General features: G+C 73.3%; 23 protein-coding genes. 8 read left to right on the plus strand and 15 right to left on the minus strand.

Annotated features, from left to right (window positions below):
- Positions 1-54 precede the first annotated feature (54 nt).
- The gene (locus ASG04_RS05655) at positions 55-897 is read right to left on the minus strand and encodes a LysE/ArgO family amino acid transporter (RefSeq protein ID WP_056121321.1); all 843 of its coding nucleotides are present in this window, start codon (positions 895-897) and stop codon (positions 55-57) included.
- Between the two features lie 69 nt (positions 898-966).
- Between ASG04_RS05655 and ASG04_RS05660 the strand changes: the two genes are divergently transcribed.
- The gene (locus ASG04_RS05660) at positions 967-1,884 is read left to right on the plus strand and encodes a LysR family transcriptional regulator ArgP (protein ID WP_056121323.1); all 918 of its coding nucleotides are present in this window, start codon (positions 967-969) and stop codon (positions 1,882-1,884) included.
- 36 nt (positions 1,885-1,920) lie between these two features.
- Here the strand turns inward: ASG04_RS05660 and ASG04_RS05665 are convergent, their stop codons facing one another.
- On the minus strand, positions 1,921-2,466 hold the full coding sequence (locus ASG04_RS05665) for a TetR/AcrR family transcriptional regulator (RefSeq protein ID WP_056121325.1): 546 nt from the start codon (positions 2,464-2,466) through the stop codon (positions 1,921-1,923).
- 134 nt (positions 2,467-2,600) lie between these two features.
- Between ASG04_RS05665 and ASG04_RS05670 the strand changes: the two genes are divergently transcribed.
- Positions 2,601-3,638, plus strand: coding sequence for an aldo/keto reductase (locus ASG04_RS05670; RefSeq protein WP_056121326.1), 1,038 nt, complete (start codon positions 2,601-2,603; stop codon positions 3,636-3,638).
- Between the two features lie 42 nt (positions 3,639-3,680).
- On the opposite strand, the gene ASG04_RS05675 is transcribed toward ASG04_RS05670, so the two are convergent.
- Both ASG04_RS05675 and ASG04_RS05680 read right to left on the minus strand, forming a co-directional pair.
- Positions 3,681-4,460, minus strand: a complete 780-nt coding sequence (locus ASG04_RS05675; RefSeq protein WP_056121328.1) for a DNA-formamidopyrimidine glycosylase family protein — start codon at positions 4,458-4,460, stop codon at positions 3,681-3,683.
- Positions 4,461-4,468: 8 nt separating this feature from the next.
- Positions 4,469-9,196: an ATP-dependent helicase gene (locus ASG04_RS05680; protein ID WP_056121329.1), complete on the minus strand. Its 4,728-nt coding sequence runs from the start codon at positions 9,194-9,196 to the stop codon at positions 4,469-4,471.
- A 168-nt stretch (positions 9,197-9,364) separates the two neighbouring features.
- Between ASG04_RS05680 and ASG04_RS05685 the strand changes: the two genes are divergently transcribed.
- Complete coding sequence (locus ASG04_RS05685; RefSeq protein WP_235515447.1) at positions 9,365-9,991, plus strand: PadR family transcriptional regulator; 627 nt, start codon at positions 9,365-9,367, stop codon at positions 9,989-9,991.
- A 79-nt stretch (positions 9,992-10,070) separates the two neighbouring features.
- Here the strand turns inward: ASG04_RS05685 and ASG04_RS05690 are convergent, their stop codons facing one another.
- A complete protein-coding gene (locus ASG04_RS05690) occupies positions 10,071-10,688 on the minus strand; it encodes an alpha/beta hydrolase (RefSeq protein WP_056121332.1) in 618 nt (205 codons plus the stop codon).
- A 73-nt stretch (positions 10,689-10,761) separates the two neighbouring features.
- Here ASG04_RS05690 and ASG04_RS05695 point away from each other — a divergent pair, with 73 nt between their 5' ends.
- Positions 10,762-11,310, plus strand: coding sequence for an NUDIX hydrolase family protein (locus ASG04_RS05695; RefSeq protein WP_056121333.1), 549 nt, complete (start codon positions 10,762-10,764; stop codon positions 11,308-11,310).
- Positions 11,311-11,567: 257 nt separating this feature from the next.
- Here ASG04_RS05695 and ASG04_RS05700 read toward each other — a convergent pair whose 3' ends face one another.
- Entirely contained in the window at positions 11,568-11,768 is a 201-nt protein-coding gene (locus ASG04_RS05700) for a CsbD family protein (RefSeq protein WP_056121334.1), read from the minus strand.
- A gap of 125 nt (positions 11,769-11,893) precedes the next feature.
- Positions 11,894-13,480 (minus strand): DEAD/DEAH box helicase, encoded by a 1,587-nt coding sequence (locus ASG04_RS05705; protein ID WP_056121335.1) that lies wholly within the window; start codon positions 13,478-13,480, stop codon positions 11,894-11,896.
- Positions 13,481-13,822: 342 nt separating this feature from the next.
- Here ASG04_RS05705 and ASG04_RS05710 point away from each other — a divergent pair, with 342 nt between their 5' ends.
- Positions 13,823-14,644: an endo alpha-1,4 polygalactosaminidase gene (locus tag ASG04_RS05710; protein WP_056121336.1), complete on the plus strand. Its 822-nt coding sequence runs from the start codon at positions 13,823-13,825 to the stop codon at positions 14,642-14,644.
- A gap of 131 nt (positions 14,645-14,775) precedes the next feature.
- Here ASG04_RS05710 and ASG04_RS05715 read toward each other — a convergent pair whose 3' ends face one another.
- The 4 genes from ASG04_RS05715 to ASG04_RS05730 form a co-directional block, all read right to left on the minus strand.
- The gene (locus tag ASG04_RS05715) at positions 14,776-15,162 is read right to left on the minus strand and encodes a GntR family transcriptional regulator (protein ID WP_056121338.1); all 387 of its coding nucleotides are present in this window, start codon (positions 15,160-15,162) and stop codon (positions 14,776-14,778) included.
- Between the two features lie 10 nt (positions 15,163-15,172).
- Complete coding sequence (locus ASG04_RS05720; RefSeq protein ID WP_056121618.1) at positions 15,173-15,742, minus strand: DUF1684 domain-containing protein; 570 nt, start codon at positions 15,740-15,742, stop codon at positions 15,173-15,175.
- A gap of 296 nt (positions 15,743-16,038) precedes the next feature.
- The gene (locus tag ASG04_RS05725; protein WP_156463545.1) at positions 16,039-16,515 is read right to left on the minus strand and encodes a hypothetical protein; all 477 of its coding nucleotides are present in this window, start codon (positions 16,513-16,515) and stop codon (positions 16,039-16,041) included.
- 59 nt (positions 16,516-16,574) lie between these two features.
- Positions 16,575-17,207, minus strand: a complete 633-nt coding sequence (locus ASG04_RS05730; protein ID WP_056121342.1) for a GNAT family N-acetyltransferase — start codon at positions 17,205-17,207, stop codon at positions 16,575-16,577.
- A 95-nt stretch (positions 17,208-17,302) separates the two neighbouring features.
- Between ASG04_RS05730 and ASG04_RS05735 the strand changes: the two genes are divergently transcribed.
- Together ASG04_RS05735 and ASG04_RS05740 are read left to right on the plus strand one after the other, a co-directional pair.
- A complete protein-coding gene (locus ASG04_RS05735) occupies positions 17,303-17,899 on the plus strand; it encodes a hypothetical protein (protein ID WP_235515448.1) in 597 nt (198 codons plus the stop codon).
- A 46-nt stretch (positions 17,900-17,945) separates the two neighbouring features.
- On the plus strand, positions 17,946-18,248 hold the full coding sequence (locus ASG04_RS05740) for a DUF427 domain-containing protein (protein WP_056121346.1): 303 nt from the start codon (positions 17,946-17,948) through the stop codon (positions 18,246-18,248).
- Positions 18,249-18,388: 140 nt separating this feature from the next.
- On the opposite strand, the gene ASG04_RS05745 is transcribed toward ASG04_RS05740, so the two are convergent.
- Positions 18,389-19,654: an Nramp family divalent metal transporter gene (locus ASG04_RS05745; protein ID WP_056121348.1), complete on the minus strand. Its 1,266-nt coding sequence runs from the start codon at positions 19,652-19,654 to the stop codon at positions 18,389-18,391.
- A 118-nt stretch (positions 19,655-19,772) separates the two neighbouring features.
- Here ASG04_RS05745 and ASG04_RS05750 point away from each other — a divergent pair, with 118 nt between their 5' ends.
- Complete coding sequence (locus ASG04_RS05750) at positions 19,773-20,342, plus strand: hypothetical protein (protein WP_156463546.1); 570 nt, start codon at positions 19,773-19,775, stop codon at positions 20,340-20,342.
- Between the two features lie 7 nt (positions 20,343-20,349).
- On the opposite strand, the gene ASG04_RS05755 is transcribed toward ASG04_RS05750, so the two are convergent.
- Genes ASG04_RS05755 through ASG04_RS05765 form a run of 3 tightly spaced genes read right to left on the minus strand, consistent with a single transcriptional unit; the run spans position 20,350 to position 22,442 of the window.
- Positions 20,350-21,045, minus strand: a complete 696-nt coding sequence (locus ASG04_RS05755) for a CGNR zinc finger domain-containing protein (protein WP_056121352.1) — start codon at positions 21,043-21,045, stop codon at positions 20,350-20,352.
- A 42-nt stretch (positions 21,046-21,087) separates the two neighbouring features.
- Positions 21,088-21,561 carry a SprT-like domain-containing protein gene (locus ASG04_RS05760; protein WP_111105963.1) on the minus strand — a complete coding sequence of 158 codons (474 nt, stop codon included), beginning with the start codon at positions 21,559-21,561 and terminating at the stop codon, positions 21,088-21,090.
- Complete coding sequence (locus ASG04_RS05765) at positions 21,558-22,442, minus strand: hypothetical protein (protein ID WP_056121353.1); 885 nt, start codon at positions 22,440-22,442, stop codon at positions 21,558-21,560. Before ASG04_RS05765 ends, ASG04_RS05760 begins: the two co-directional genes overlap by 4 nt.
- Positions 22,443-22,513 lie beyond the last annotated feature (71 nt).

Raw genomic sequence — 22,513 nt, forward strand, 5'->3', positions numbered from 1 at the left:
CGTGGGGCGGCGTCTCGTGCGTTCCGCGGTGTCTCGGCTCGTCGGCCGGGCGTCTCAGGCACCGACGACCAGCAGGACGCCGAAGGCGAGCATGACGACGGCGACGCAGCCGTCGAACACCCGCCAGGTCAGCGGTCGCTCGAACAGCGGTCGGAGCAGCCGTCCGCCGAACCCGAGCGCGCCGAACCACAGGCAGCTCGCGGCGACCGCGCCGAGGGTCCACCACCAGCGGTCGTCGACACCCTGCTGGTTCGCCACCGAGCCGAGGAACACCAGCGTGTCGAGGTACACGTGCGGGTTCGCCCACGTGAACACGAGCATGGTCAGGACCGCGGTCCGCATGGTGGGCGCTGCCGTCCGGTCCGTCCGGTTCGTCCGGTCGGGAGGCCCGGCAACCGTCCGCCCCGTCGGCCTACCGGTGGCCGTGGTCGCCTCCACCGCCGCGTCGCGCCCCGCCACGGACGTCGCGCCCGCGTGTGCCGGGGCGCCACGTTCGTCGCGGGGTGCGACGTGACCGTTGTGGACGGGGACGGCGGCGCCGTCGTCGTGGACGGGTACGGGAACCCCGTCGTCGTCCGCAGCGACTCGGATCGCCTCGTCCGAGGGCCGCAGCGCCCGTCGGGCCGCGAGCACGCCGTACGTCAGCAGGAAGGCCGCCCCGACGAACCGGACGACCACGAGTGCCACCGGGAACCGCTCGACGACGGCCCCGACGCCGAGGACCCCGGCGACGATGAGCACGGCATCGGACACCGCGCACACGAGCACCGCCGCGACGACGACCCGCAGACGCGCGGACACGGCCAGGCGGAGCAGGTAGGTGTTCTGCACGCCGATCGCGACGATCAGCGCGAGCCCGGTACCGAGGCCTGACAGAGCGGGGAGCAGCGCGTTCACACCCGTGACCGTACGGCGCGGCCGCCATGCAGTACAGCTCACGTTCCTGACGTGCCGTAAGCTCCGCTCATGCTCCGGCTGCAGCGTGACCACCTCGAGACCCTGCTGGCGGCGGTGGACTCCGGCACCTTCGACGCCGCCGCCCGCGCCCTGTCGATCACGCCCTCCGCGGTGTCGCAACGGGTGAAGGCGATGGAGTCGCAGGTCGGGCGCGTGCTCCTGCAGCGGACGACCCCGATCCTCCCGACGGCCGCCGGCGCCGTCGTGCTGCGGCACGCGCGCCAGGTCCGCTTGCTCGACGAGGAGACCGCCCGGTCCCTCGGCGACGCGACGGGACCCGACGACGCGGTCCCGTCGATCCCGCTCGCGGTGAACGCGGACTCGCTCGGGACCTGGTTCCTCGATGCCCTGGCCCTGGTGCGCTCGGACACCGAGGTCGTCTTCGACCTGCACCGCGAGGACCAGGACCGGACCGCCGAGCTGCTGCGCTCCGGCACCGTGATGGCCGCGGTGACGGCGGAGTCCGAGCCCGTCCAGGGGTGCTCGTCGGTCCGCCTCGGCGTCGACCGGTACCGGGCCGTGGCCGCGCCGGCGTTCGTCGACCGCTACCTGGGCGGTGCCGACACCGAGCGACGGATGCTCCAGCGTCTCGACCGGGTGCCCCTCGTCGACTACGACCACGACGACGACCTGCAGCAGGGGTTCCTGCGCCGGGTGGTGGGTCACGCGCCCCGGGCGCCGCGGCACTTCGTCCCGACGTCGGCCGACTTCGCCCGCGCCGTCACGCTCGGGTTCGGATGGGGACTGCTCCCCGAGGCGCAGTGTCTCGCCGGGCTCGGGGACGGCACGCTGGTGGAACTGACCCCGGGCCGGCGGGCGGACGTGGCGCTCTGGTGGCAGCGCTGGAACCTGGCGTCACCGTTGCTCGAACGCGTGACCGAGGCCGTCCGGGCCACCGCGCAGGAGCGGTTGCACCAAGCGGAGTGACGACCTGCCCGCGGCGGACGTCGCCGGCGCCGGCGGTCAGGCCGTCGCGCGCCACCGCAGTCCGTCGACCAGCAGGCCGACCAGGTGCTGGCTCTGCTCGACCGTCGGTGCCCCGTGGCACAGGTCCGCGACGGCGCGGAGCAGCTGCGGCGCGTCGAGGTCATTCCGGATGGTCCCGGCCGTCGATGCGGCGTCGAGCAGCCCGGTCAGCGCGCCCCCGAGTCGTTCCATGAGGTAGGGGTGCAGCCCCTCGAACGCCGGGTCGCCGGACTGCAGCGCGGCCGCGAGTCCCCGCTTGGTCGCGACGAACTCGGTGAACCGCTGGAGCCACAGGGCGAGGGCCTCGTCCGGGCCGTGGCCGGCACTGAGCTCGTCGGCGGCGTCGGCGCAGGCCTCGACCGCCTGGTGGAACACGGCGACGACCAGGTCCGAGCGCTGGGGGAAGTGCCGGTAGAGGGTGCCGACGCCGACTCCCGCCCGGTCGGCGATCACCTTCGCGGGTGCATCGACTCCCTGGTCCGCGAAGACCTGGCGTGCGGCGTCGACCAGGGCGTCGAGGTTGCGCCGGGCATCGGCTCGCACGATTCCTCCTGGGATCGGTCGACGGATCGCTTGCGTAAACGGAAAAGCATTCCGTATGCTTTCGGAAGAGCATTCCGCTTCCGGTCTCCACACTGTACCGGACCGCGGGGTGCCACCGACAGGAGGAACCGCTCATGCAGTACCGCACACTCGGCCGCACCGGCATCCAGGTCAGCCCGTTCGCCCTCGGCGCCATGATGCTCGGCACGGACGGCAGCATCGGGAACGGGGACGAACAGGACTCGATCCGGATCGTCCACCGCGCCCTCGACGCCGGCATCAACCTCATCGACACGGCCGACCGCTACTCCCAGGGCGGATCGGAGTCCCTCGTGGGCAAGGCGATCGCCGGCCGCCGCGACGACGTCGTGCTCGCCACGAAGTTCAACGGCCCGATGGGCGACGACCCGAACCGGCGCGGCAACTCCCGGCGGTGGATCATGCGGGCGGTCGAGGACTCGCTCCGCCGTCTGCAGACCGACCACATCGACCTGTACCAGGCGCACCGCCCGGACGACTCCGTCGACCTCGAGGAGACTCTCTCCGCCCTGACCGACCTGGTCCGCAGCGGCAAGGTCCGTGCCATCGGCACGTCGGACTTCCCCGCGTCGATGCAGGTCGAAGCGCAGTGGACGTCGGAACGGCGCGGGTTCGAGCGCTTCCGCACCGAGCAGCCCACGTACTCGATCCTCAACCGCGGCATCGAACGCGAGGTCCTGCCGACCGCGCAGCGCCACGGCATGGGGACCCTCGTCTGGAGTCCCCTCGCCGGCGGCATGCTGACCGGCCGGTTCCGCAAGGGCCAGGAGAGCGACCTGGCCCGGGTCGACATGTTCCGGCACAACCGGGACGAGCGCCGGATCGACACCGTCGAACAGGTCGTGGCGCTGTCGGAGGACACCGGGATCCCGATGACCCACCTCGCCCTGGCGTTCGTCATCGCGCACCCCGGCGTGACCAGCGCGCTCATCGGTCCGCGGTCGATGGAACAGCTCGACGACCTGCTCGCCGGTGCCGACGTCGTGCTGTCCGACGAGGTCCTGGACCGGATCGACGCGATCGTCCCGCCCGGCACCGACGTGGGCCGCCTCGACCAGCAGTACTCCCCGCCGGCGCTGCTGCAGGCGCCGCTCCGTCGCCGTCCGGTCGCCGAGCGCCCCGCTTCCGCCTGACAGCGCGCGAGCGTCTGCCGAGCCGGACCCAGGCGCACGGCGTCAGGACTGGCAGCGCGGGCACCAGTACGTGTCGCGGAGCGTCAGGTCGGACTCGCCGAGCGCACCCGCACGGATCGGTGTCCGGCACCGCAGACAGGGCTTGCCACGCCGGTTGTAGACCCAGAAGCGGGAACCCGGCCGGTCGACACCCGTCGTGACCCGGGCGCTCCGGTCACGGTTGGTCAGGATGAGCCGGTGCGCCAGCGCGATCATCCGCGTGGGGTCCTGGACCTGCCCGACCGGTCTGGTCGGCAGCACACCACGCAGGAAGCAGAGCTCGTTCCGGTAGACGTTGCCGAGACCGGCGAGCACGCGCTGGTCCAGCAGCGCGAGGCCGACCGGACGCTCGGGGTCGGCCGTCAGGTTCGCCTCGGCCAGCGAGGGGTCCCAGTCCGGCCCGAGCAGGTCCGGGCCGAGGTACCCGACGATCTCGGCCTCGTCGGCACGGGGGACGACCTCGAGCACGCCGAGGGTGAAGCCGACCGTCGAGACGTCGGCGGCGTCCAGGACCGCCCGGGCCTGGTGCGCGGGACGGCGCCAACGGTCACCCGGCCCGTAGACGTCCCACCGGCCCTCCATCTTCAGGTGTGAGTGCACGGTCAGGTCGCCGATGCGGTGCAGGATGTGCTTGCCGCGCGGGACGACCTCGTCGACGGTGCGCCCGACCAGGTCGAGCGTCGCGAAGGCCGGCACCCGGAAGTCGCTGCGCGTCAGGACCTTGCCCGCGAGCGCCGCGTGCAGACGGGCCGCGGCGCGGAAGACGGTGTCGCCCTCAGGCACGGTCGTCCCTAGGCACGCAGCCGCACCCCCTGCGGTGTCGCGGCGAACCCGGCGGCGCGCAGGGCGTCCCCGAGCGGCGACTCCAGCACGAAGACGCCGTCCACGCGTTCCACCGACAGCTTGCCGAGCCCGCTCCGGACGGTCGCCGCGATGGACGCAGCCGCGGCGGTGAGGTCGGCGGGGTCGTCGGTGAACGTCAGGACCGACTTGCCGCCGCGCTCGACGTAGACGCCGAGTTCGCCGTCGACGAGCACCACGAGTGCGCCGGCCTTGCGCCCCGGCCGGTGCCCGCGGGCCTTCGCGCCCTCGGTGGTGGGTGGTGCCGCGCTCGCCGCCGGGGGCACCGCCGTGTCCGGTTCGGGAGCGGCGTCCGTCGGCCACGGCAACGACGCACCGTAGGGGTTCGCCGGGTCGGTGGCGGCGAGTGTCAGGACCTCGCGCGCCCGGTCCTGGTTCGCCCGCTCGTCGTCGTCGAGGTCCCGGGCGTACGTGCGGAGCCGGTCGATCGTCGGGCTCGTCGCGAACTGCGCTGCGCCGAGTCCCTCGATGAAGTAGCCGCGTCGGGCCCGGCCGGACTCCTCGAACCGCGCGAGCACCCGGTACACCCCGGCGAACCCGCCCCGGACGCCCTCGACCTGGACGGCCCCGCGGGTGACCACGCCGTACCGCTCGAGGAGCTGTTCCGCGGTCGCCGCGGCGCGCACCGTCCCGTCGGCCTCGGCCAGGGGCAGCAGGGACCAGCGCCCGCCGACGCTCGGGGGTCCGGACTGCGTCGGCAGCGTGGGGCGTCGGCGACCTCGGTAGGCGCGGGTGCGCGGCGTCGTCGTGCTCTTGGCTCGTCCACCGAGCATCGCGCGGAGGGGCGCGAACGTGTCGTTCGTGATCTGGCCGCCCCAGACGAGGTCCCAGAGTGCGGTGGTCAGGGCCCCGTCGTCGGTGCTGCCCACCGCCTGGCCGAGCTGGCGGAAGAAGTAGGCACCGCCACCGGCCAGCGCGCCGAGCACGTCCCGCTGGAGTTCGGTCGTGTCGTCGCCGGACGGTTCGGCGAGTGTCGTGGCGGCCGTGTCCGCCAGGTGCAGTCGGACCCAGCCGTCGTTGCCCGGCAGCGTGCCACCACCGGACCACAGGACCTCGCCGGTCGCGGTGAGCTCGTCGAGCATGCTCGGCGCGTAGTCGGACACGCGCGCGGGCAGCACGAGCGCCTCCCATGCACTGGCGGGCAGGGCGACGCCGGCCAGTTGGTCGATGACCTGCAGCACGCCGTCGATGCCGCGCAGACCTCCGCGCGTGCCGGGGACGCGCACGTGCTGCCACGCGGGCAGGAAGCGACCGAGGGTGTCGGTCGAGACCGGTTCGACCTCGTGCCGCAGGGCGGCGAGCGACCGCGTGCGGATCCGCCGGAGCACCTCGGAGTCGCACCACTCGGCCCCCTGGCGGTCGGGCCGGAACTCACCCTCGACCAGCCGACGGTCGGCCGCGAGCCGCCGCAGGGTGTCCTGCACGACGGCGATCCCGAGCCCCAGGCGGGACGCTGCCTCCTGTGCCGCGAACGGTCCGTGCGAGCGGGCGTACCGGCCGACCAGGTCGCCGAGCGGATCGGCCACGGGCTCGATGAACGCCGTGGGGACACCGATGGGCAGGGGCACGCCGAGGGCGTCCCGGAGTCGGGCGGCGTCCTCGATGACGGCGTAGCGCGTGGTGCCGGCGTGCGAGAAGGACAGCACGCGGCGGTCGCGCTCGAACGACTCGAGCGTGGTCCGGAGCGTCTCGCGCGCCGCGGTCCGGTCCTGGTCGTCGGCGAGCCAGCTCCGGTCGACCGCCTCGTCGAGGTCGAGCGCGCCGACCAGCCGGAGCACGTCGACCAGGCCCTCGGCGTCGCGCGCCCGGCGATCGGGCGACAGGCGCTGCAGGTCCCGTTCGGTCGCGGCGATCACCGCGGGGTCGAGGAGCTCCCGCAGCTCGGCGCGACCGAGCAGTTCGCTGAGCAGCGTCGAGTCGAGCGACAGGGCCGCGGCACGACGCTCGGCCAGGGGCGAGTCGCCCTCGTACATGAACGCCGCGACGTACCCGAACAGCAGCGACCGCGCGAAGGGCGACGGCGTCTCGGTCTCGGTCTCGACGATCCGGATGCCGCGGCGGTTGATCTCGTCCGCGATGCCGAGCAGGGCCGGGACGTCGTACACGTCCTGCAGGACCTCGCGCACGGTCTCGAGCACGATCGGGAACGTCGGGTACTTCTGCGCGACCTCGAGCAGCTGGGACGCCCGCTGGCGCTGCTGCCAGAGCGGCGAGCGACGACCGGGATCACGTCGGGGCAGCAGCAGTGCGCGGGCGGCGCACTCGCGGAACCGCGCGGCGAACAGGGCCGAACCGCCGACCTCGTCGGTGACCAGGGCCTCGAGGTCGTCGCGCTCGAAGACGAACAGGTCGGCACCCGGTGGTTCGGCGTCGGTCTCGGGGATCCGGACCACGATGCCGTCGTCCGCGGCCATCGCGTCGCCGTCGATGCCGTGCCGTTCGCGCAGTCGTGCGGCGACGGCCAGCGCCCACGGCGCGTGCACCTGCATGCCGTACGGCGAGTGCAGGATCATCCGCCAGTCGCCGAGTTCGTCGCGGAACCGCTCGACCACCAGGGTCGTGTCGTTCGGCACGTGTCCGGTCGCTGCGCGCTGCTCGCGCAGGAACGTCAGCAGGTTCGTCACGGCCCGTTCGTCCAGGCCGCCGGCCGACACGCGGGCGCGGGCGTCCTCGTCCGAGGCACCCTCGACCTCGCGGATGAACGCGCCGGTCGCGCGGCCGAGTTCGGCGGGACGCCCGATGCCGTCGCCCTTCCAGAACGGCACCCGCCCGGGCTGTCCGAACGCGGGGCTGACGATGACGCGGTCGTGCGTGATCTCCTCGATGCGCCAGCTGGTGGCACCGAGCGCGAAGACGTCGCCGACGCGCGACTCGTAGACCATCTCCTCGTCGAGCTCACCGACGCGCGAGGCCTTCTCGCCGACCATGAACACCCCGAACATGCCGCGGTCCGGGATCGTGCCACCGCTGGTCACCGCGAGCCGCTGGGCTCCGGGGCGCCCGGTCAGCGTGCCGTGCACACGGTCCCAGACCAGGCGGGGTCGGAGTTCCGCGAACTCGTCGCTGGGGTACCGACCCGTGACCAGGTCGAGCGTCGCTTCGAAGGCGGACCGCGGCAGCCCGCTGAACGGGGCACTGCGCCGCACCAGCTCGAACCAGTGCTCGACGTCGAGGGTGTCGACGGACCCCGCCGCCACCGTGTGCTGCGCGAGGACGTCGAGCGGGTTGGTGGGGACCGAGATGGACTCGATCTGCCCGGACACCATGCGCTCGACCGTGACGGCGCTGTGGACGAGGTCGGCGCGGTGCTTCGGGAACAGCACACCCCGGGAGATCTCCCCGACCTGGTGCCCCGCACGACCGACACGCTGCAGGCCGCTGGCGACCGACGGTGGGGCCTCGACCTGGACGACCAGGTCGACCTCGCCCATGTCGATGCCGAGCTCGAGGGAACTGGTGGCGACCACGCAGCGCAGCCGGCCGGACTTCAGGTCGTCCTCGATGATGGCGCGCTGGTCCTTCGACACCGAGCCGTGGTGGGCACGTGCCAGCACCGGCAGCGACCCGGCGGTCTGCCCCGAGGCCCCGATGACCTCGGCCGGGGGCCGCCTGGGCTGTGCGACCGGGGCGTGCGCCGAGGCCCGCGCCGGCGACTGCGCCCGGCCGCTCGGCAGCCCGACGTCGTCCGGCGTCACCCCGGCCGGCACGAGCACGCCGTCCCCGGCGGCGGCCGCCACGCGTTCCTCGTGGATCTCGTTGAGCCGCGCGGTGAGGCGTTCGGCCAACCGCCGCGAGTTCGCGAACACGATCGTCGAGCGGTGCTGCTCGACCAGGTCGACCACGCGTTCTTCGACGTGCGGCCAGATGGACCCGTTCGTGGGCGCCTCGGAGGAGTCGGCCCCGACGGGCGGCGCCCCGAGCTCGGACATGTCGTCCACCGGCACGACGACCCGCAGGTCGAACGTCTTCTGCGCGGGCGGAGCGATGATCTCGACGGGCGCGCGGCCGCCCAGGAACCGTGCGACCTCTTCCGCTGGTCGCACCGTCGCGGACAGACCGATGCGCTGGACGGGCTTGTCGAGCAGGTCGTCGAGCCGTTCGAGCGACACCGCCAGGTGCGCGCCGCGCTTGGTCGCTGCGACCGCGTGGACCTCGTCGATGATGACCGTGTCCACGTTGACGAGCGTCTCGCGCGCCTTCGACGTCAGCATCAGGTACAGCGACTCGGGCGTCGTGATGAGGATGTCCGGCGGCAGCCGCAGCAGCTTCTGTCGGTCGGACGACGGGGTGTCCCCGCTGCGGACCCCGACTGTGACGTCCGGGGGTTCGAGGCCGAGGCGACGGGCGGTCTGGGTGATGCCGACCAGGGGGCTGCGCAGGTTCCGCTCGACGTCGACCCCGAGCGCCTTGAGCGGTGAGACGTACAGCACGCGCGTGCGCTGCTTGGCCGGCGGGTGGTCCGTCGAGCTGATCAGCCGGTCGATCGACCACAGGAACGACGCGAGCGTCTTGCCCGACCCGGTCGGGGCCACCACGAGCGCGTGCCGACCGGTCGAGATGGCGTCCCACGCCCCGGACTGTGCGGCCGTCGGTGCCGAGAACGCGCCGCGGAACCACGCGGCGGTGGCGGGGGAGAAGCGCTCGAGGACGTCCGTCATGGTCCGTCCCATCCTGCCCGCCACCCCCGACAAGCAGCCCAGCACAGATCGGGGTTGACAGAACGATAGTTACCGATCTATCGTTGACCCATCGCGACACGGACGGAACAGTTCCGTAACGCGAGCTCACTTCGAACACGAACCCAGGAAGGAGTCATCATGCGCCCCATGACTGACTACTCGAACGACGAACACGACTCCACCCAGGACCGCGGCCACCGCGGCCAGCGCGGCTCCCGCTTCGGCGGCCCGCGCCACCACCACGCACCCGGCTTCGGCGGACGCGGGGGCTTCGGTCCCGGCATGGGCTTCGGCCCGGGCTTCGGCGGCCCCGGCGGTCCCGGCTTCGGCCGCGAGCGCCGCCGCCGCGGCGACGTCCGCCTCGCCATCCTCGGCCTGCTGGCCGAGGGCCCCCAGAACGGCTACGCCGTGATCAAGACGATCGCCGAGCGCACCGGCGGCGCCTGGAAGCCGAGCCCCGGCTCGGTCTACCCGACGCTCCAGCAGCTCGTCGACGAAGACCTCGTCGTCTCGACGGGCGACGGCCGCAAGACGCTCTTCGAGCTCACCGACGCCGGCAAGGCCGAGGCCGAGTCCAAGGCGGACGAGATCGCCGCGGCGTGGGAGTCCACGCCCGGCGTCCCGGACTCGCAGCGCGAGTTCGTCGAAGCGCTCCGCAAGACGATGGGCGTGCTCCACATGTACCGCACCAGTGCGACCGAGGAGCAGACCAAGGCGGCCGCCGCCAAGGTCGACCAGCTCCGCAAGGACCTGCTGCAGATCCTCGCCGACTGACGCGGCGACACACCGACAGGAGGCCCGGTGCCAGCTGGCACCGGGCCTCCCGTCGTCCTCGTGGCGCTCCGACGCGCCGTCAGTCGCCGATGAAGGTGGCTACGTCCGCCAGCTCGGCGGCGGACACCGCGTGCGGCAGCCCGGCGTAGGTCCGGTCCGTCACGTCCGTGTGCGCCGCTGCCCAGGCGCTCGTGCGTGCGGTGGCGTCGGCGGGGATGACCTGGTCGGCATCCCCGTGCCCGAGGAACACGCGCGGACGCACCGCGGCGACGGCCTCGTCGCGGGAGTCCGTCACACCGGGCACCACGAACCCGGACAGCGACACGGCGAAGGCGAACCCGGACGGTCGGGCGCGCAGCAGCTGCAGCGCCATGGACCCGCCCTGCGAGAACCCGAGCAGCCCGATCCGCGGGTGGTCCGGCGCGACGGTGTCGATCCAGTCGAGGACACCCTGCACCGCGGCGTCGACCGGCTCGAGCGCCGGCGAGCCGGGGGTGCCGAGCGGGTACCAGCTGAAGCCGGGTCCCCATGCCGTCGGTGCCCGCAGCGACGCGATCGTCCACGTCGGCGGCAGCGCGGGTGCCAGCCCGAGCAGGTCGCGCTCGTTCGACCCGACCCCGTGCATGGTCACGAGCAGGGGGGTGCCGGCGCGCTCCCGCTCGGGGCGGGTCCACTGCACGATGTCCGTGTCGATCATGTGGACGACGGTAGCCGTCCACAACCAGCGCGCGGCGCGCCGAACTCGCCGGACCGGCTGGTAGACACGGTGCATGGCCTCGACGCGAACCCCCGACCCCGATCCCGACTCCGGCTGGCTGTCCGACGAAGAACTCGCGTCGGTCCGTCGTCGTCTGCCGATCTGCTACGTCGAGGCGATCCCGGTGCGCACCGACGGCCTCGGCGTCGTGACCGAGGTCGGCGTGCTGCTGCGCGTCGCCCCCAGTGGTTCGATCGCGCGCACCCTGGTGTCGGGCCGCGTGATGTTCGGCGAGTCCATCCGCACCGCGCTGTTCCGCCACCTCGAGAAGGACCTCGGGCCGATGGCGTTCCCGCAGCTGCCCTCCAACCCGGCACCGTTCACCGTCGCCGAGTACTTCCCGCTGCCCGGCGCCTCGGTCTACACCGACGAGCGGCAGCACGCGATCTCCCTGGCCTACGTCGTCCCGGTCACGGGCACGTGCGAACCGCGACAGGACGCCCTCGAGCTCACGTGGATGAGCCCGATGGAAGCCGCGTCCGTGGCGGTCTCCGACGAGATGGAAGGCGGCCGCGGCGCGCTCATGCGTGCGGGGCTGGCCTCGGTCGGCGCCCTGCTGTAGCGCCCGCGCGCCGCGCCGCGCCGCGCCCGCCCGCCCCCCGCGCCGCGCCGCGCCCGCCCGCTGCGCCCGCCCGGCCGGCGCGAACCGGACCCGCACAACACAAACCGGCTCGAACCAGGGAAGTCCGTGGTTCGAGCCGGTTTCCGTTGTGCTCCGCCATCCGGCACCACGGCGCCCGCGCCACCACATGACGAAGCCCCCGGGTCCACATGGGACCCGGGGGCTTCGCAGCGCGGTCGGGACGACCGCACTTGGTCTTACTTGTTGTCCTTGAAGCTGTCGGCCACGCCGTGCGCGGCGTCCTTGACGTCGGTCGCGCCCTGCTTGGTCGAGGCCTTCGCCTGGTCGGTCTGGCCTTCGGCCTTGAGACGGTCGTTGTCCGTCACGTTCCCGACGGCTTCCTTGGCCTTGCCGGCTGCCTTCTCGGCAGCGTTCTTGATGTCATCGATGCCAGCCATAGGCGGCTCCTTCCGTCAACGGACATGTCACCGGCGACGCTCGCGCGTCCTCCGGTGACCAGAACCGTACGCGCTCTGTGCACAGCCGTTCGCAGAGCGTGTCCAGGCTGGGACAGCGAGCAGGTTCAGCGACCGCTGCCGGCCGGACGGGATGCTCGGCGCGATCCACCGCGACGGTTGCCGCTGGACTCGGTGCCGGCCGCACGACCGGGCGCGTAGCCACCATCGGAGGACCAGACCTGTGCCGAGCCGCCGCGGGGCGCGTCGCTGCTGGCGCGACGGGCACCGCCGCCGGAGCGGCGCTGACCGGTCGAGCCGGCCGACGAGGCGGACGCGCCCTCGATGGGACGGCCACCGCGACGACCCGAACCCGAGCCGTTGCCGGCCGAGCTGGACTGCGTGGCCGCGACCGAGCCTCCGGTGCGGCCACCGCGGCCACGACCGCGACCTGCGGACGACGAGCCGGCGGTGGAGGACTGCTGGCGGCGGGGCTGCTGCTGCTGGACGGGGGCCTCGGCCACGTGGCGGATCGGGGCGATCTCGCCCACCAGCGACAGGACCGGGGCGGAGTTCGGGGTGACCTGCTGCGGGGTGACCGTGATCGCGGCCTTGCGCATCATCTGCGCGACGTCGCGACGCTCGGCGGGCATGACCACCGTGACGACGTCACCGGACGAGCCGGCACGCGCGGTGCGGCCCGAGCGGTGCAGGTACGCCTTGTGCTCGGTCGGCGGGTCGACGTGCACGACGAGCTCGACGTTGTCGACGTGCACACCGCGGGCGGCGACGTCGGTGGCGACGAGGACGAGGGCCTCACCGGCGGAGAACTTCGCGAGGTTGCGCTCGCGGGCGCCCTGGGACAGGTTGCCCTGCAGGTCCACCGCGGGGATGCCCTGCGAGGAGAGCTGCTTGGCCAGGCGCTTGGCGTGGTGCTTCGTGCGCATGAACAGGATGCGGCGACCGGTGCCCGAGGCGAGGGTCCGGACGAGGTCCTTCTTGCCGTCGGCGTCGGCGACCTCGAACACGTGGTGGGTCATCGCCTCGACGGGGCTGGACTCGTCGTCGACGGAGTGCATCACCGGGTTGTGCAGGAACTTCTTGACGAGCTTGTCCACACCGTTGTCGAGCGTGGCCGAGAACAGCATGCGCTGCCCGCGCTCCGGCGTCGCCTGCATGATCTTCGTCACGCCGGGCAGGAAGCCCATGTCGGCCATGTGGTCGGCCTCGTCGAGGACGGTGACGTCGATCGCGTCGAGGTGGGCGTGGCCCTGCTGCATGAGGTCGGCGAGCCGACCGGGGCAGGCGACGACGATGTCGACGCCGCTGCGGAGGGCGTCGACCTGACGGCCCTGCGCGACGCCGCCGAAGATCGTCGTCGTGGTGAGGCCCATGGCCTTGGCGAGGGGAGCGAGCACGGCGTCGATCTGCGTCGCGAGCTCACGGGTGGGGGCGAGGACCAGGGCGCGGGGGCGACCCGGGCGACGCTTCTGCGGGTTCGCCGCGAGCCGGGCGACGAGGGGGATCGCGAACGCGATGGTCTTGCCGGAGCCGGTGCGACCGCGGCCGAGCACGTCCTTGCCCTTGAGGGAGTCGGGGAGCGTGTCCGCCTGGATCGGGAAGGCGTTCTCCTTGCCCTGGGCGACGAGCACGTCGACCATCGGGGCGGGGACGCCGAGGTCGGAGAAACGGATGTCTTCGATGGGGTTGGTCATGACGACCTTTCGGGCCGGATTCGGCCGTGGTGCGCGCTCGATCGGCGCGCGGGCGGGATCGTGACCGCGTCCGTCGTCTGCTCATGGAGCGGACTCGCCCGCTGCTGGAGCGGGCGTGGAGGTGCGGGCACTGTCGCCGCAGCAGAGAGCCTGGCACCGGTGCGCCGCCCGGACGGGTTCCGGGGGAGCGGTGGTGCGCGATACGCATCGGTCGAGTTCGACCGGGAGGTTTCGGGGGCGTCCGTACGACGCACGAGGCGATCGGCGCCTCGAGTACGACCAGTGTAGCGCTCCGACGGCGTCCGCCGGAAGAGGCGGCTCCGGCGTGCGAGGATTCGCTCCGTGTCGCACCGTTCCGTCCTGCCCCTCGTCGTCCTGTCGGTCGTGGCCGTCCTCGGCGTCAGCGGGTGCGCCGCTGCCGGTGGTGACGCGGTCCGGGCCTTCCCCACCTCGGGCGTGCCGGACTACCAGCTGGGCGGGGCGTACACACCGCCGTCGGGCGTGACGATCGTCGAGCGGGACAGCACCGCGCACCCGGCCTCGGACGCGTACGGCGTCTGCTACGTCAACGGGTTCCAGACCCAGCCCGAGGACGCCGCGATGTGGGAGGACGACCACCCCGCCGCACTGCTGCGGAACGACGACGGTGGGCCGGTCTCGGACCCGGGCTGGCCGGACGAGATGCTCCTCGACACGTCGCGCGCCGACGCACGGAAGACCATCGTGTCGGTGCTGACGAGGTCGATCGCTCGGTGCGCGGACCGGGGCTTCGACGCGGTCGAGTTCGACAACCTCGACTCGTGGACGCGGTCGCACGGAGCGCTGACCCGCTCCGGCAACCTGGCGCTCGCGACGGCTCTGGTCGACGTCGCCCACGAGCACGGGCTGGCCGCGGGACAGAAGAACACCCCGCAGCTCGGCAGTGCGGGCGAGCGTGACGCCGGGTTCGACTTCGCCGTCGCCGAGGAGTGCGTGACCTACGACGAGTGCGGTGCCTACACGCGGGTGTACGGCGACCGGGTCATCGACGTCGAGTACGCGGACGACTCCGACGGTGACTGGTCGGACGTGTGCGCCCGACGTGACCGGCCCGCCATGACGATCCTGCGGGACCGCGACCTGGTGGCCCGGGGCGGTTCCGCGTACGTGTTCGAGCACTGCTGACCGGCCGCACACGGTGTGTGGCTGGTCCTCCGTGCTGCCGTGGCCGGGCGGTGCGAGGTTGTTGCCTCGCACCACGCGATCAACCTCGCACGTACCGGCGACCTCGCACCGTGCGCGGCAGCACCCCGGCGCTACGCGGGCCAGGCGTCCCGCAGCGCCGTGGCGGTCTGGTCCGCCGACAGCCCGGCTGCACGCGCCGTGCCGACCAGCGCCCGGATCGCGTCGGCGACGTCCGCCGGCACGTCGGCCGGCCGCACGACCCGGGTGCCGGCGCCGCGTGCGGTGTGCACGAGCCCGGACTCCTCGAGCAGCGTGTAGGCCTTGGCCACGGTGCCGGGAGCGAGCCGGAGTTCCTCGGCCAGCGCCCGGACGCTCGGCAGACGCTGCCCGTCCACCAGGTACCCGGCCGCGATCTGCGCCGCGATCTGCGACCGCACCTGTTCGAACGGGGGGATGCGCCCGCCGGCGTCGATCGCCACGAGGCCGCTCGTCGTCCCGGTTGCCGTCTTGGAAGACATCGTGTCCGCCCTAGAAGTCGTACTGCTCGCCGACGGGGATCGCCACGGGCACGGTGTTCCCCGGAGGCGCCAACGGGCACGCCCACGCCGGGTCGTACGCGCACGAGGGGTTGTACGCGAAGTTGAAGTCGAGGACGAGCTCACCGTCGTCCCCTCCCAGGTCCGCGCCCTTGATGGTGTCGAGCAGGTAGCGGCCGCCGCCGTAGGTGCCCCGCGCCTTGCCGGCACTGGCGTCCTTGACGGGCACGAACACACCGCCCGCGTAGCCGCCGTGCGACCACACGTCGAGCGTGCCGATCCCGGGCAGGCGCACGACACCCAGACGGTCGAAGTGGACGGTGCCGTCGGTGCCGGTCTCGACGTCCATCACCCGGGCTTCGGCCGGTTCGACACGAGCGCGGAAGCGCCACTCGGGGTCGTACGCCGGCACCGGGAGCTCCTCGAAGTCGACCGCGTCCTCGTCCAGCAGCGGGCTGGCCGGGTGCTCGGCGAACATCGCGTCGCGGGTCTCGCGCCACATCGCGTGTGCGGTCTCCGGATCGGCGGTCGCGCGGACACGGCGGTAGAGGTCGAAGGTCATCCGCCGCCAGTCCACGGTCGCCAGCGTGGTGTGCACGCGGTCGTCGGTCGTCGGCTCCTGGGGGCGCGTCTGGCTCACGGGACGAGGCTACGCCCGCCCGGTGACGAACGGGAGGCCCGCCCCACCCCGGTACGGCGTGTCACCCGGCCGTACGCCGACACCGGGCGCATCGCACCCCGCCACGGACGTCGCGCCCCGTCGCACCGGGGTGCGACGTCCGTCAGGGGGTGCGACGCAGCACGCACCGCGTCCGGAGCGGACGGGAGGCGCGGCCGACGCCCGACGCGGTGCTCGCGTCAGGCGGGCGGCCAGGTCGGGGCCTGCTGCCGCATCCGCAGGGCACGCCACTGCCAGATGACCCACATCCCCGGCCAGAGCGCCAACCCGAGCGCCGCGGGACGCATCCGGTAGTCGAGGCGGTCGACGAACAGCGTGGTGCCGTCCGGCAGCGCCGACACGGCCATCCGGTGCCGCATGTCCATCCGCGCGAACAGGCCGCTCGTGCCACCGCCGTTGTCGCGCTGCACGGGGACGCCGTCGACCTCGTACAGGTCGATGTCGACGTGGCTCTCGCCGCTCGGCACGACGCCGAACGCGCTCGCGGCGATCGGGTGCGGCTGTCCCGGGGCCCAGCGGTGCGGGAAGCCCGCCGGGTCGAGCGAGCGGTACACCAGGAACGGCTTCGTCACCCCGACCATCACCGCGGGCGACAGCAGGGCGTCGCGGACGACGTCGACGGGGGCATCGAGGACGAGACGGAGACCGACGTGCATGCCGCGCACGCTACCCGGACGCCCCGGACCGGTCCCAGGCGCGCGGGGACCGCGGTGTGTCAGGCGTGGCGCGCGGACCGGCGCCGGGAACCCTCGGCCCGGTCGTGCTGGCGCAGGCGCTCGGCCAGCGACAGCCGGACGGTCGGCCACTCCGACGCGGTGATCGAGAAGACCACGGTGTCGCGCAGGGTGCCGTCACGACCGATCTGGTGGCTGCGGAGGACGCCGTCCTGCTTCGCGCCGAGGCCCGCGATCGCGGTGCGCGACTGCACGTTGTGCCAGTGGGTCCGGAACTCGACCGCGATGCACTGCCAGGTCTCGAACGCGTGCGACAGCATCAGCAGCTTGGACTCGGTGTTGATGCCGCTGCGCTGCGCCGACTTCGCCAGGAACGTGTGCCCGATCTCGACCCGTCGGTTGTCGGTGTCGATGTGCATGAACGTCGTCGCACCCACCACGCGGCCGGTGGGGCGGTCGCGCACCGCGAAGGGCACCATGCGGCCAGCGTCGTGCTCGGCCAGGCGGCGGTCGATCTCGGCGTCGACCTGGGCCGGAGCGGGGATCGAGCTGTACCAGGTGCGCCAGAGGTCCCCGTCCGCGACCGCAGCCCGCAGGTCGTCCGCGTGCTCGTGCGCGAGGGGCTCGAGCGTGACGCGGTCGCCGGTCAGCGTCGGAACGGGGTCGATCTCCATGGGACTCGATCGTACTGGCGGGCTCGTGGGGGATCGGCCGCAGGGTCCTCGCCTGTGGAAAGGGACAGGTGCTCCACAGCGGATATCGTGACGGCGTGCGTGAACGAGGCCAGCAGCAGTACCAGGTCCGGTTCGGGTGGGGCGTGGCCGGTGCCCGTCGGGTCGCGGTCGGCGCCCACGTGGTCGTCTGGGTGGACGTGCTCCCCGAGGGACCCGGCGTGGACCACCGGGCTGTCGGTCGGCAGCTGCCGGCCGGGCCCGAGGTCGTGCTCGGCCACCTGGCCAACGCGGCGGCGGTCGCGGACCGGGTGACGAGCCTCCAGGCCGCACTGGGCGACCGCTGTGTCGTCGCGGTCGTGGCAGCCGGGACCCACCACGGGCCGGCGTTCGACGACGTCGCCGAGGCCGCGGGCGAGTCGGCCGACGTGCCGGACGCACCCGTCCCCGCGGTGGAGGACCTGCTCGGGGCCGGTGCGGTCGTCGACGCGCTGTCCGTTGTGGGGATCGACCACTGCTCGCCCGAGGCGGCTGCGGCATGTGCCGCCTACACGGGGCTTCGGGGCGCGGTGCGGCACCTCGTGAGTGCGTCCGAGACGGCGCGTGCCATCGGGCCGGACCGTGCTCGCGCGGCGCTCGCCGCAGGGCCGGAGCTCGTCGTGGTCCGACCGGGGGAACACAGCGCCCGCGCGTAGCGTTGCCGCTGGTCGAGCAGACCGCTCACGAGCGAAGGAGCACACCATGAAGGCAGTCGCCGGCGACACCGTCATCGCAGAAGCACCCGAGGACGACCTGATCCAGATCGAGGGCAACTGGTACTTCCCGCCGTCGAGCGTGAAGACCGAGCTGTTCACCGAGAGCGACACCCAGTACCACTGCCCGTGGAAGGGCGACACGCAGTACTACACCGTGAACGTCGACGGTCAGGCGCTGCAGGACAGCGCATGGTCGTACCCCACGCCGATCCCGTCGTCCTTCGACCGCGTCGGCAAGGACTACAGCGGCTACGTGGCGTTCTGGAAGGGCGTCCGCGTCGTCGAGTAGGACGCGCGCCGCGGCTGACGGCCGGCGGCTGTCGTTCGCACAACACCAACCGGTCCGCACCACGCAATCGCGTGGTGCGGACCGGTCCCCGTTGTGCGAAGCCACTCCGCGCCGGCGCAATCGCGCGCCCGCGGCGCCGGTCACCCGCCGAGCGTCAGCACCACGAGGGCCACGTTCAGCGCGACGATGACCGCGGCGATCACCCACGCGACCACCCGCGTGGGCACCGCGTTGACGTCCGAGCCCATCACGCTGCGCCGTGACGTGTAGGTCACCAGGGGGACGATCGCGAAGGCGATCCCGAAGCTCAGCACGACCTGGCTCACCACGAGCAGCATCGTCGCGTCGGCGTCCAGCGCGAGCAGCACGATCGCCGGCACGAGCGTCACCAGGCGCCGTGCGAGCAGCGGCACCCGCACGTGCAGCAGCCCGTGCATGATCTCGGCGCCGGCCATGCAGCCGACCGAGGTCGAGGCCAGCCCGGACGCCAGCAGCCCGACGGCGAACAGCACGCCGATGACGGGCCCCACGTGCGTGGCGATCGCGGCCTGTGCGCCCGGGATGGAGTCCGTGCCCGGGACGCCGGGCAGCGTCGCCGCGGCGAGCACGAGCATGCAGACGTTCACGCCGCCGGCGACGATGAGCGCGAGGGCGACGTCCCAGCGCGTCATGTGGAGCACGTGGCGTCGTTCGGGACCGGCGGGGGTGTCGCCGTGCCGGTCGCGGGCGAGGGCCGAGTGCAGGTACACGGCGTGCGGCATGACCGTGGCGCCGAGCATCGACGCCGCGAGCAGCACCGACTCGGAGCCCTCGAAGCGCGGCACCAGGCCGGACACGAGCTCGCCGGGGGAGACCTGGGCGAACAGCAGGCCGGCGCAGAACCCGATCGTCAGGACCACGAGCATCGCCGTGACGACGACCTCGAAGGTGCGTGCGCCCCGCCGGCTCTGCAGCACCAGGATCGCCATCGACACCACGCCCGTGATGACCCCGCCGACGACCAGGGGCAGCCCGAACAGCAGGTGCAGGGCGAGCGCGCCGCCGATCACCTCGGCGATGTCGGTCGCCGCGGCCACGACCTCGGCCTGCGCCCAGAACAGCAGCCGGGGTGCGCGCCGCATCCGCATGCCGAGCAGCTCTGGCAGCGACTTGCCCGTCACGACCCCGAGCTTGGCGGACAGGTACTGCACGACGACGGCGCTCGCGTTCGCCGCGACCAGGACCCAGAGCAGCAGGTAGCCGTACTTCGCCCCCGCGGTCAGGTTCGCGGCGACGTTGCCGGGGTCGACGTAGGCGATCGCCGCGACGAACGCCGGCCCGAGCAGGGTCAGCCCCGCTCCGCGCCGCCGCGGGGCGGACGGGGGAGCCACGCGTGGGGCGGCGGTGTCGGTCACGACGCCCAGCATGCCAGAGGATTCGGCGCGCCGAAAACAAGAGTTCGGGATGTGCGCGAACCGCAGTGCGTCCGGGCGGGGATCCGTGGTCGACGTGCCCCGGACCTCCCGGGTCCGTACCGTGGCGACCATGCAGGGGACCAGAGGACGACTGACCACGGCGACCGTGCTGGCGGCCGTCGCCGTGCTGGGGCTGAGCGGGTGCGCGCAGGGCGGCCACGAGATGGGCGAGAGCGTCACCACGAGCCTCAACGGCTCGGCCTTCCACGGGCAGCTCGCCATCACCGCGACCGAGGTCGAGCGGGTGACCGACGACGCACTCGACCAGTTCGGGCTGCGCGCGCGGGGCGACGACGCCTACCTGGCGCACTTCACGGTCGAGCGGGTCCGCGGCACGTTCGACCCCGATGCCGTGGGCGACCTCGCCAACGACGCCTGGGGGCTCCGTGCGGACGACCGGCTGCAGGCCGGACCGGAGCTCGCGGCGTCAGACCGCAACGCGGTGCTGCGGGACGCGTGCCCCTTCGACCGGACGGCGATCGCGGCGGCACTCACCGCCGACGGCACGGCCGACGTCTGCGCCGTGCTCCTCGCGCCGGCCGGCAGCACCGTCGACGCCGTCAGCTACCTGCGTGCCGCCCCGGTGGACGAGGGCCCGGCGGGCAACGCGACGATCACCTGGCGCGCATCGGACTCGTAGGGACGCCTCAGGCGGCGGCCCGGCGTGCCCGGTGCGCCCGCACCTTGGCGCGGTTGCCGCACCGCTGCATCGCGCACCACCGACGCGTCCCGCCGCGCGAGGAGTCGTAGAACACGAGTCCGCAGTCCGGCGCCGAGCACCGGCTCAGCCGGGCGGGTCGGCCGTCGGCCTCGACGTCGTCGAAGCCGACCTCGGTGAACAGGGCGACGGCGTCGCGGGCCACGCTCGACAGCGCCTGCGCGAGCCGGACCCGGTTGGCTCCGGCCCGGCGACGTCCACCCGGGAGGCTCGGGGGCACGTCCGGCAGGGCGGCGAACAGGTTGACCGTGTCGATGTCGTCGGGCGCGGGGCGCGTGCGGCCGGTCCCGGCACGCAGGCCCGCCGCGACCGCGTTGCGCTCGGCCGCCGTCGACGCCGGGGCGGGTGCCGCCGCTGCCGCGAGTCGGCCGATCGCGGCGCGGAGCGCACGGGCGTCCTGCAGCTCGCGGGCACTGGCGCCGACGTCGATCGGCTCGGTGTGGTCGGTCAACCACTCGTCGAGGTCGGCCGGCGTCATCAGGAGCTCCCCGAGCTGGGCGCGCGGGCGACGGCCGTCGGGATCGTCGGCGAAGCCGCCCGTGTGCGCGAAGTCGAGGGCGATCCGTCCGGCGTCGAAGAACCACGACGACCCCGAGTCCGTGCGGATGTGCTGCCCCGTCTGCATCGGGCAAGGCTAACCGCTGCGCGACGCGCCGTGCAGGACGGGTCAGACGCTCGCCATGGTCCGCGCGTCCCGACGACGCCACGTGATGCGGTTCCGCTCGTCGAACCGGCGGGAGCACCGCGCGCACGCCAGCGGCCGGGTGGGCGTGCGGTACCGGAAGTGCTCGTGCCCGGCGGGGCAGGTGCCGACCCACGGCGCGAGCTCGCTGGCGATGGGTCCGTCGTGCAGCCGCGAGCCGGTGTACCCGATCGCGGCGGCGGTGCGGCGCCAGGACGGTCCGTGTCCGGCGCGGGCACCGCTGAGCGCGTGCGCGATCTCGTGCAGCAGCACCTGGTCGACGTCCGCGTCCGAGAACCGTGCGGCCAGGTGGCGACTCACCGTGATCCGGCGCTTGGCGAAGTCGCACTGCCCGGCGCGGGTCTTGGCATGGTCGAAGGCGAACGTCCACGTGCCGTGACCGAGGTGTGCGCCCATGAGCTCGTCGGCCCGTGCCCGGACGAGGTCGAGCGCGGTCACTGGTCGCGGTCGGCGGGACGTCGTCGGTCGGTCAGCTTGCCCCACAGGGTGTCGGCCTCGGTGCGGGCGGCATCGGGGGCTCCGAGGACACGTCGGCGGACCGGCGGGATCTCCTTGACGGGCTCGGCGACGCGCGTCTCCGGGTCGGTCGCCCGGCGCATCGCGGCCTCGCGGGCGGTCCGGGGCCGGTCGGAGCCGTCGCGGTCGGTCCCGGCGGGCTCGGTCCGGGGTGCCTCGGTCCGCGCACCGTCGGGACGGGGTCGCTCGGCCTCGGCGGGGGGACGGGCGATCGAGGCGCGCATCGCTGCCTCGACGGCGGAACGCAGGGCCTCGGTCCGTTCGGCGGGGGCACCGGCGGCACGGAACGCGTCGTACGAGCGGCCCAGGGCCTGGCGGGCCTCGTCGAAGCGGTTCAGCTCGAACAGGGACCAGCCCTCGATCTCCGCCGCTGCGCCCTCGAGCTCGGGCCACTCCTCGGTCGTCGCGGTGTCACGCGCCAGGGCGGACTCGGTGGCGGCACGTTCGTACCGGCCGAGGTCGTGCAGGACGTGGGCGCGGCGGATGCGGGCGGCGACCTTGTCCGCGCGCTCGCCGGTGAACATGGTCAGTCGGAAGACCTCTTCCGCCACGACCAGGGCCTCGTCGAGGCGGCCGAGCAGCCGGAGCAGTTCGGCGCGGTCGGCGAGGGCTTCGGTCGAGCGGCTCTGGCCCAGGTCGCGCAGGCGGTCCTGGATCGCCTGTACGTCCACGGCGGGCCGCAGGCTGATCGGTGCGAAGGCGCTGCCGGGGGTGGCGCTCGCCGAACCCGGGGCGGCATGGCGGGGCTCCCGGGCGCGGTCGTCGCGGTCGGGGAGCTGGCGGTCGTCGGGCGGCAGGGACATCAGGGTCGAGGGTATCCGCGCTCGGCCGGGAGGGAGCGGTGCCACACGCCGGTCATCTCCGGTCCGTTCAG

Source organism: Curtobacterium sp. Leaf183 (assembly GCF_001424385.1).
Taxonomy (GTDB): Bacteria; Actinomycetota; Actinomycetes; order Actinomycetales; family Microbacteriaceae; genus Curtobacterium.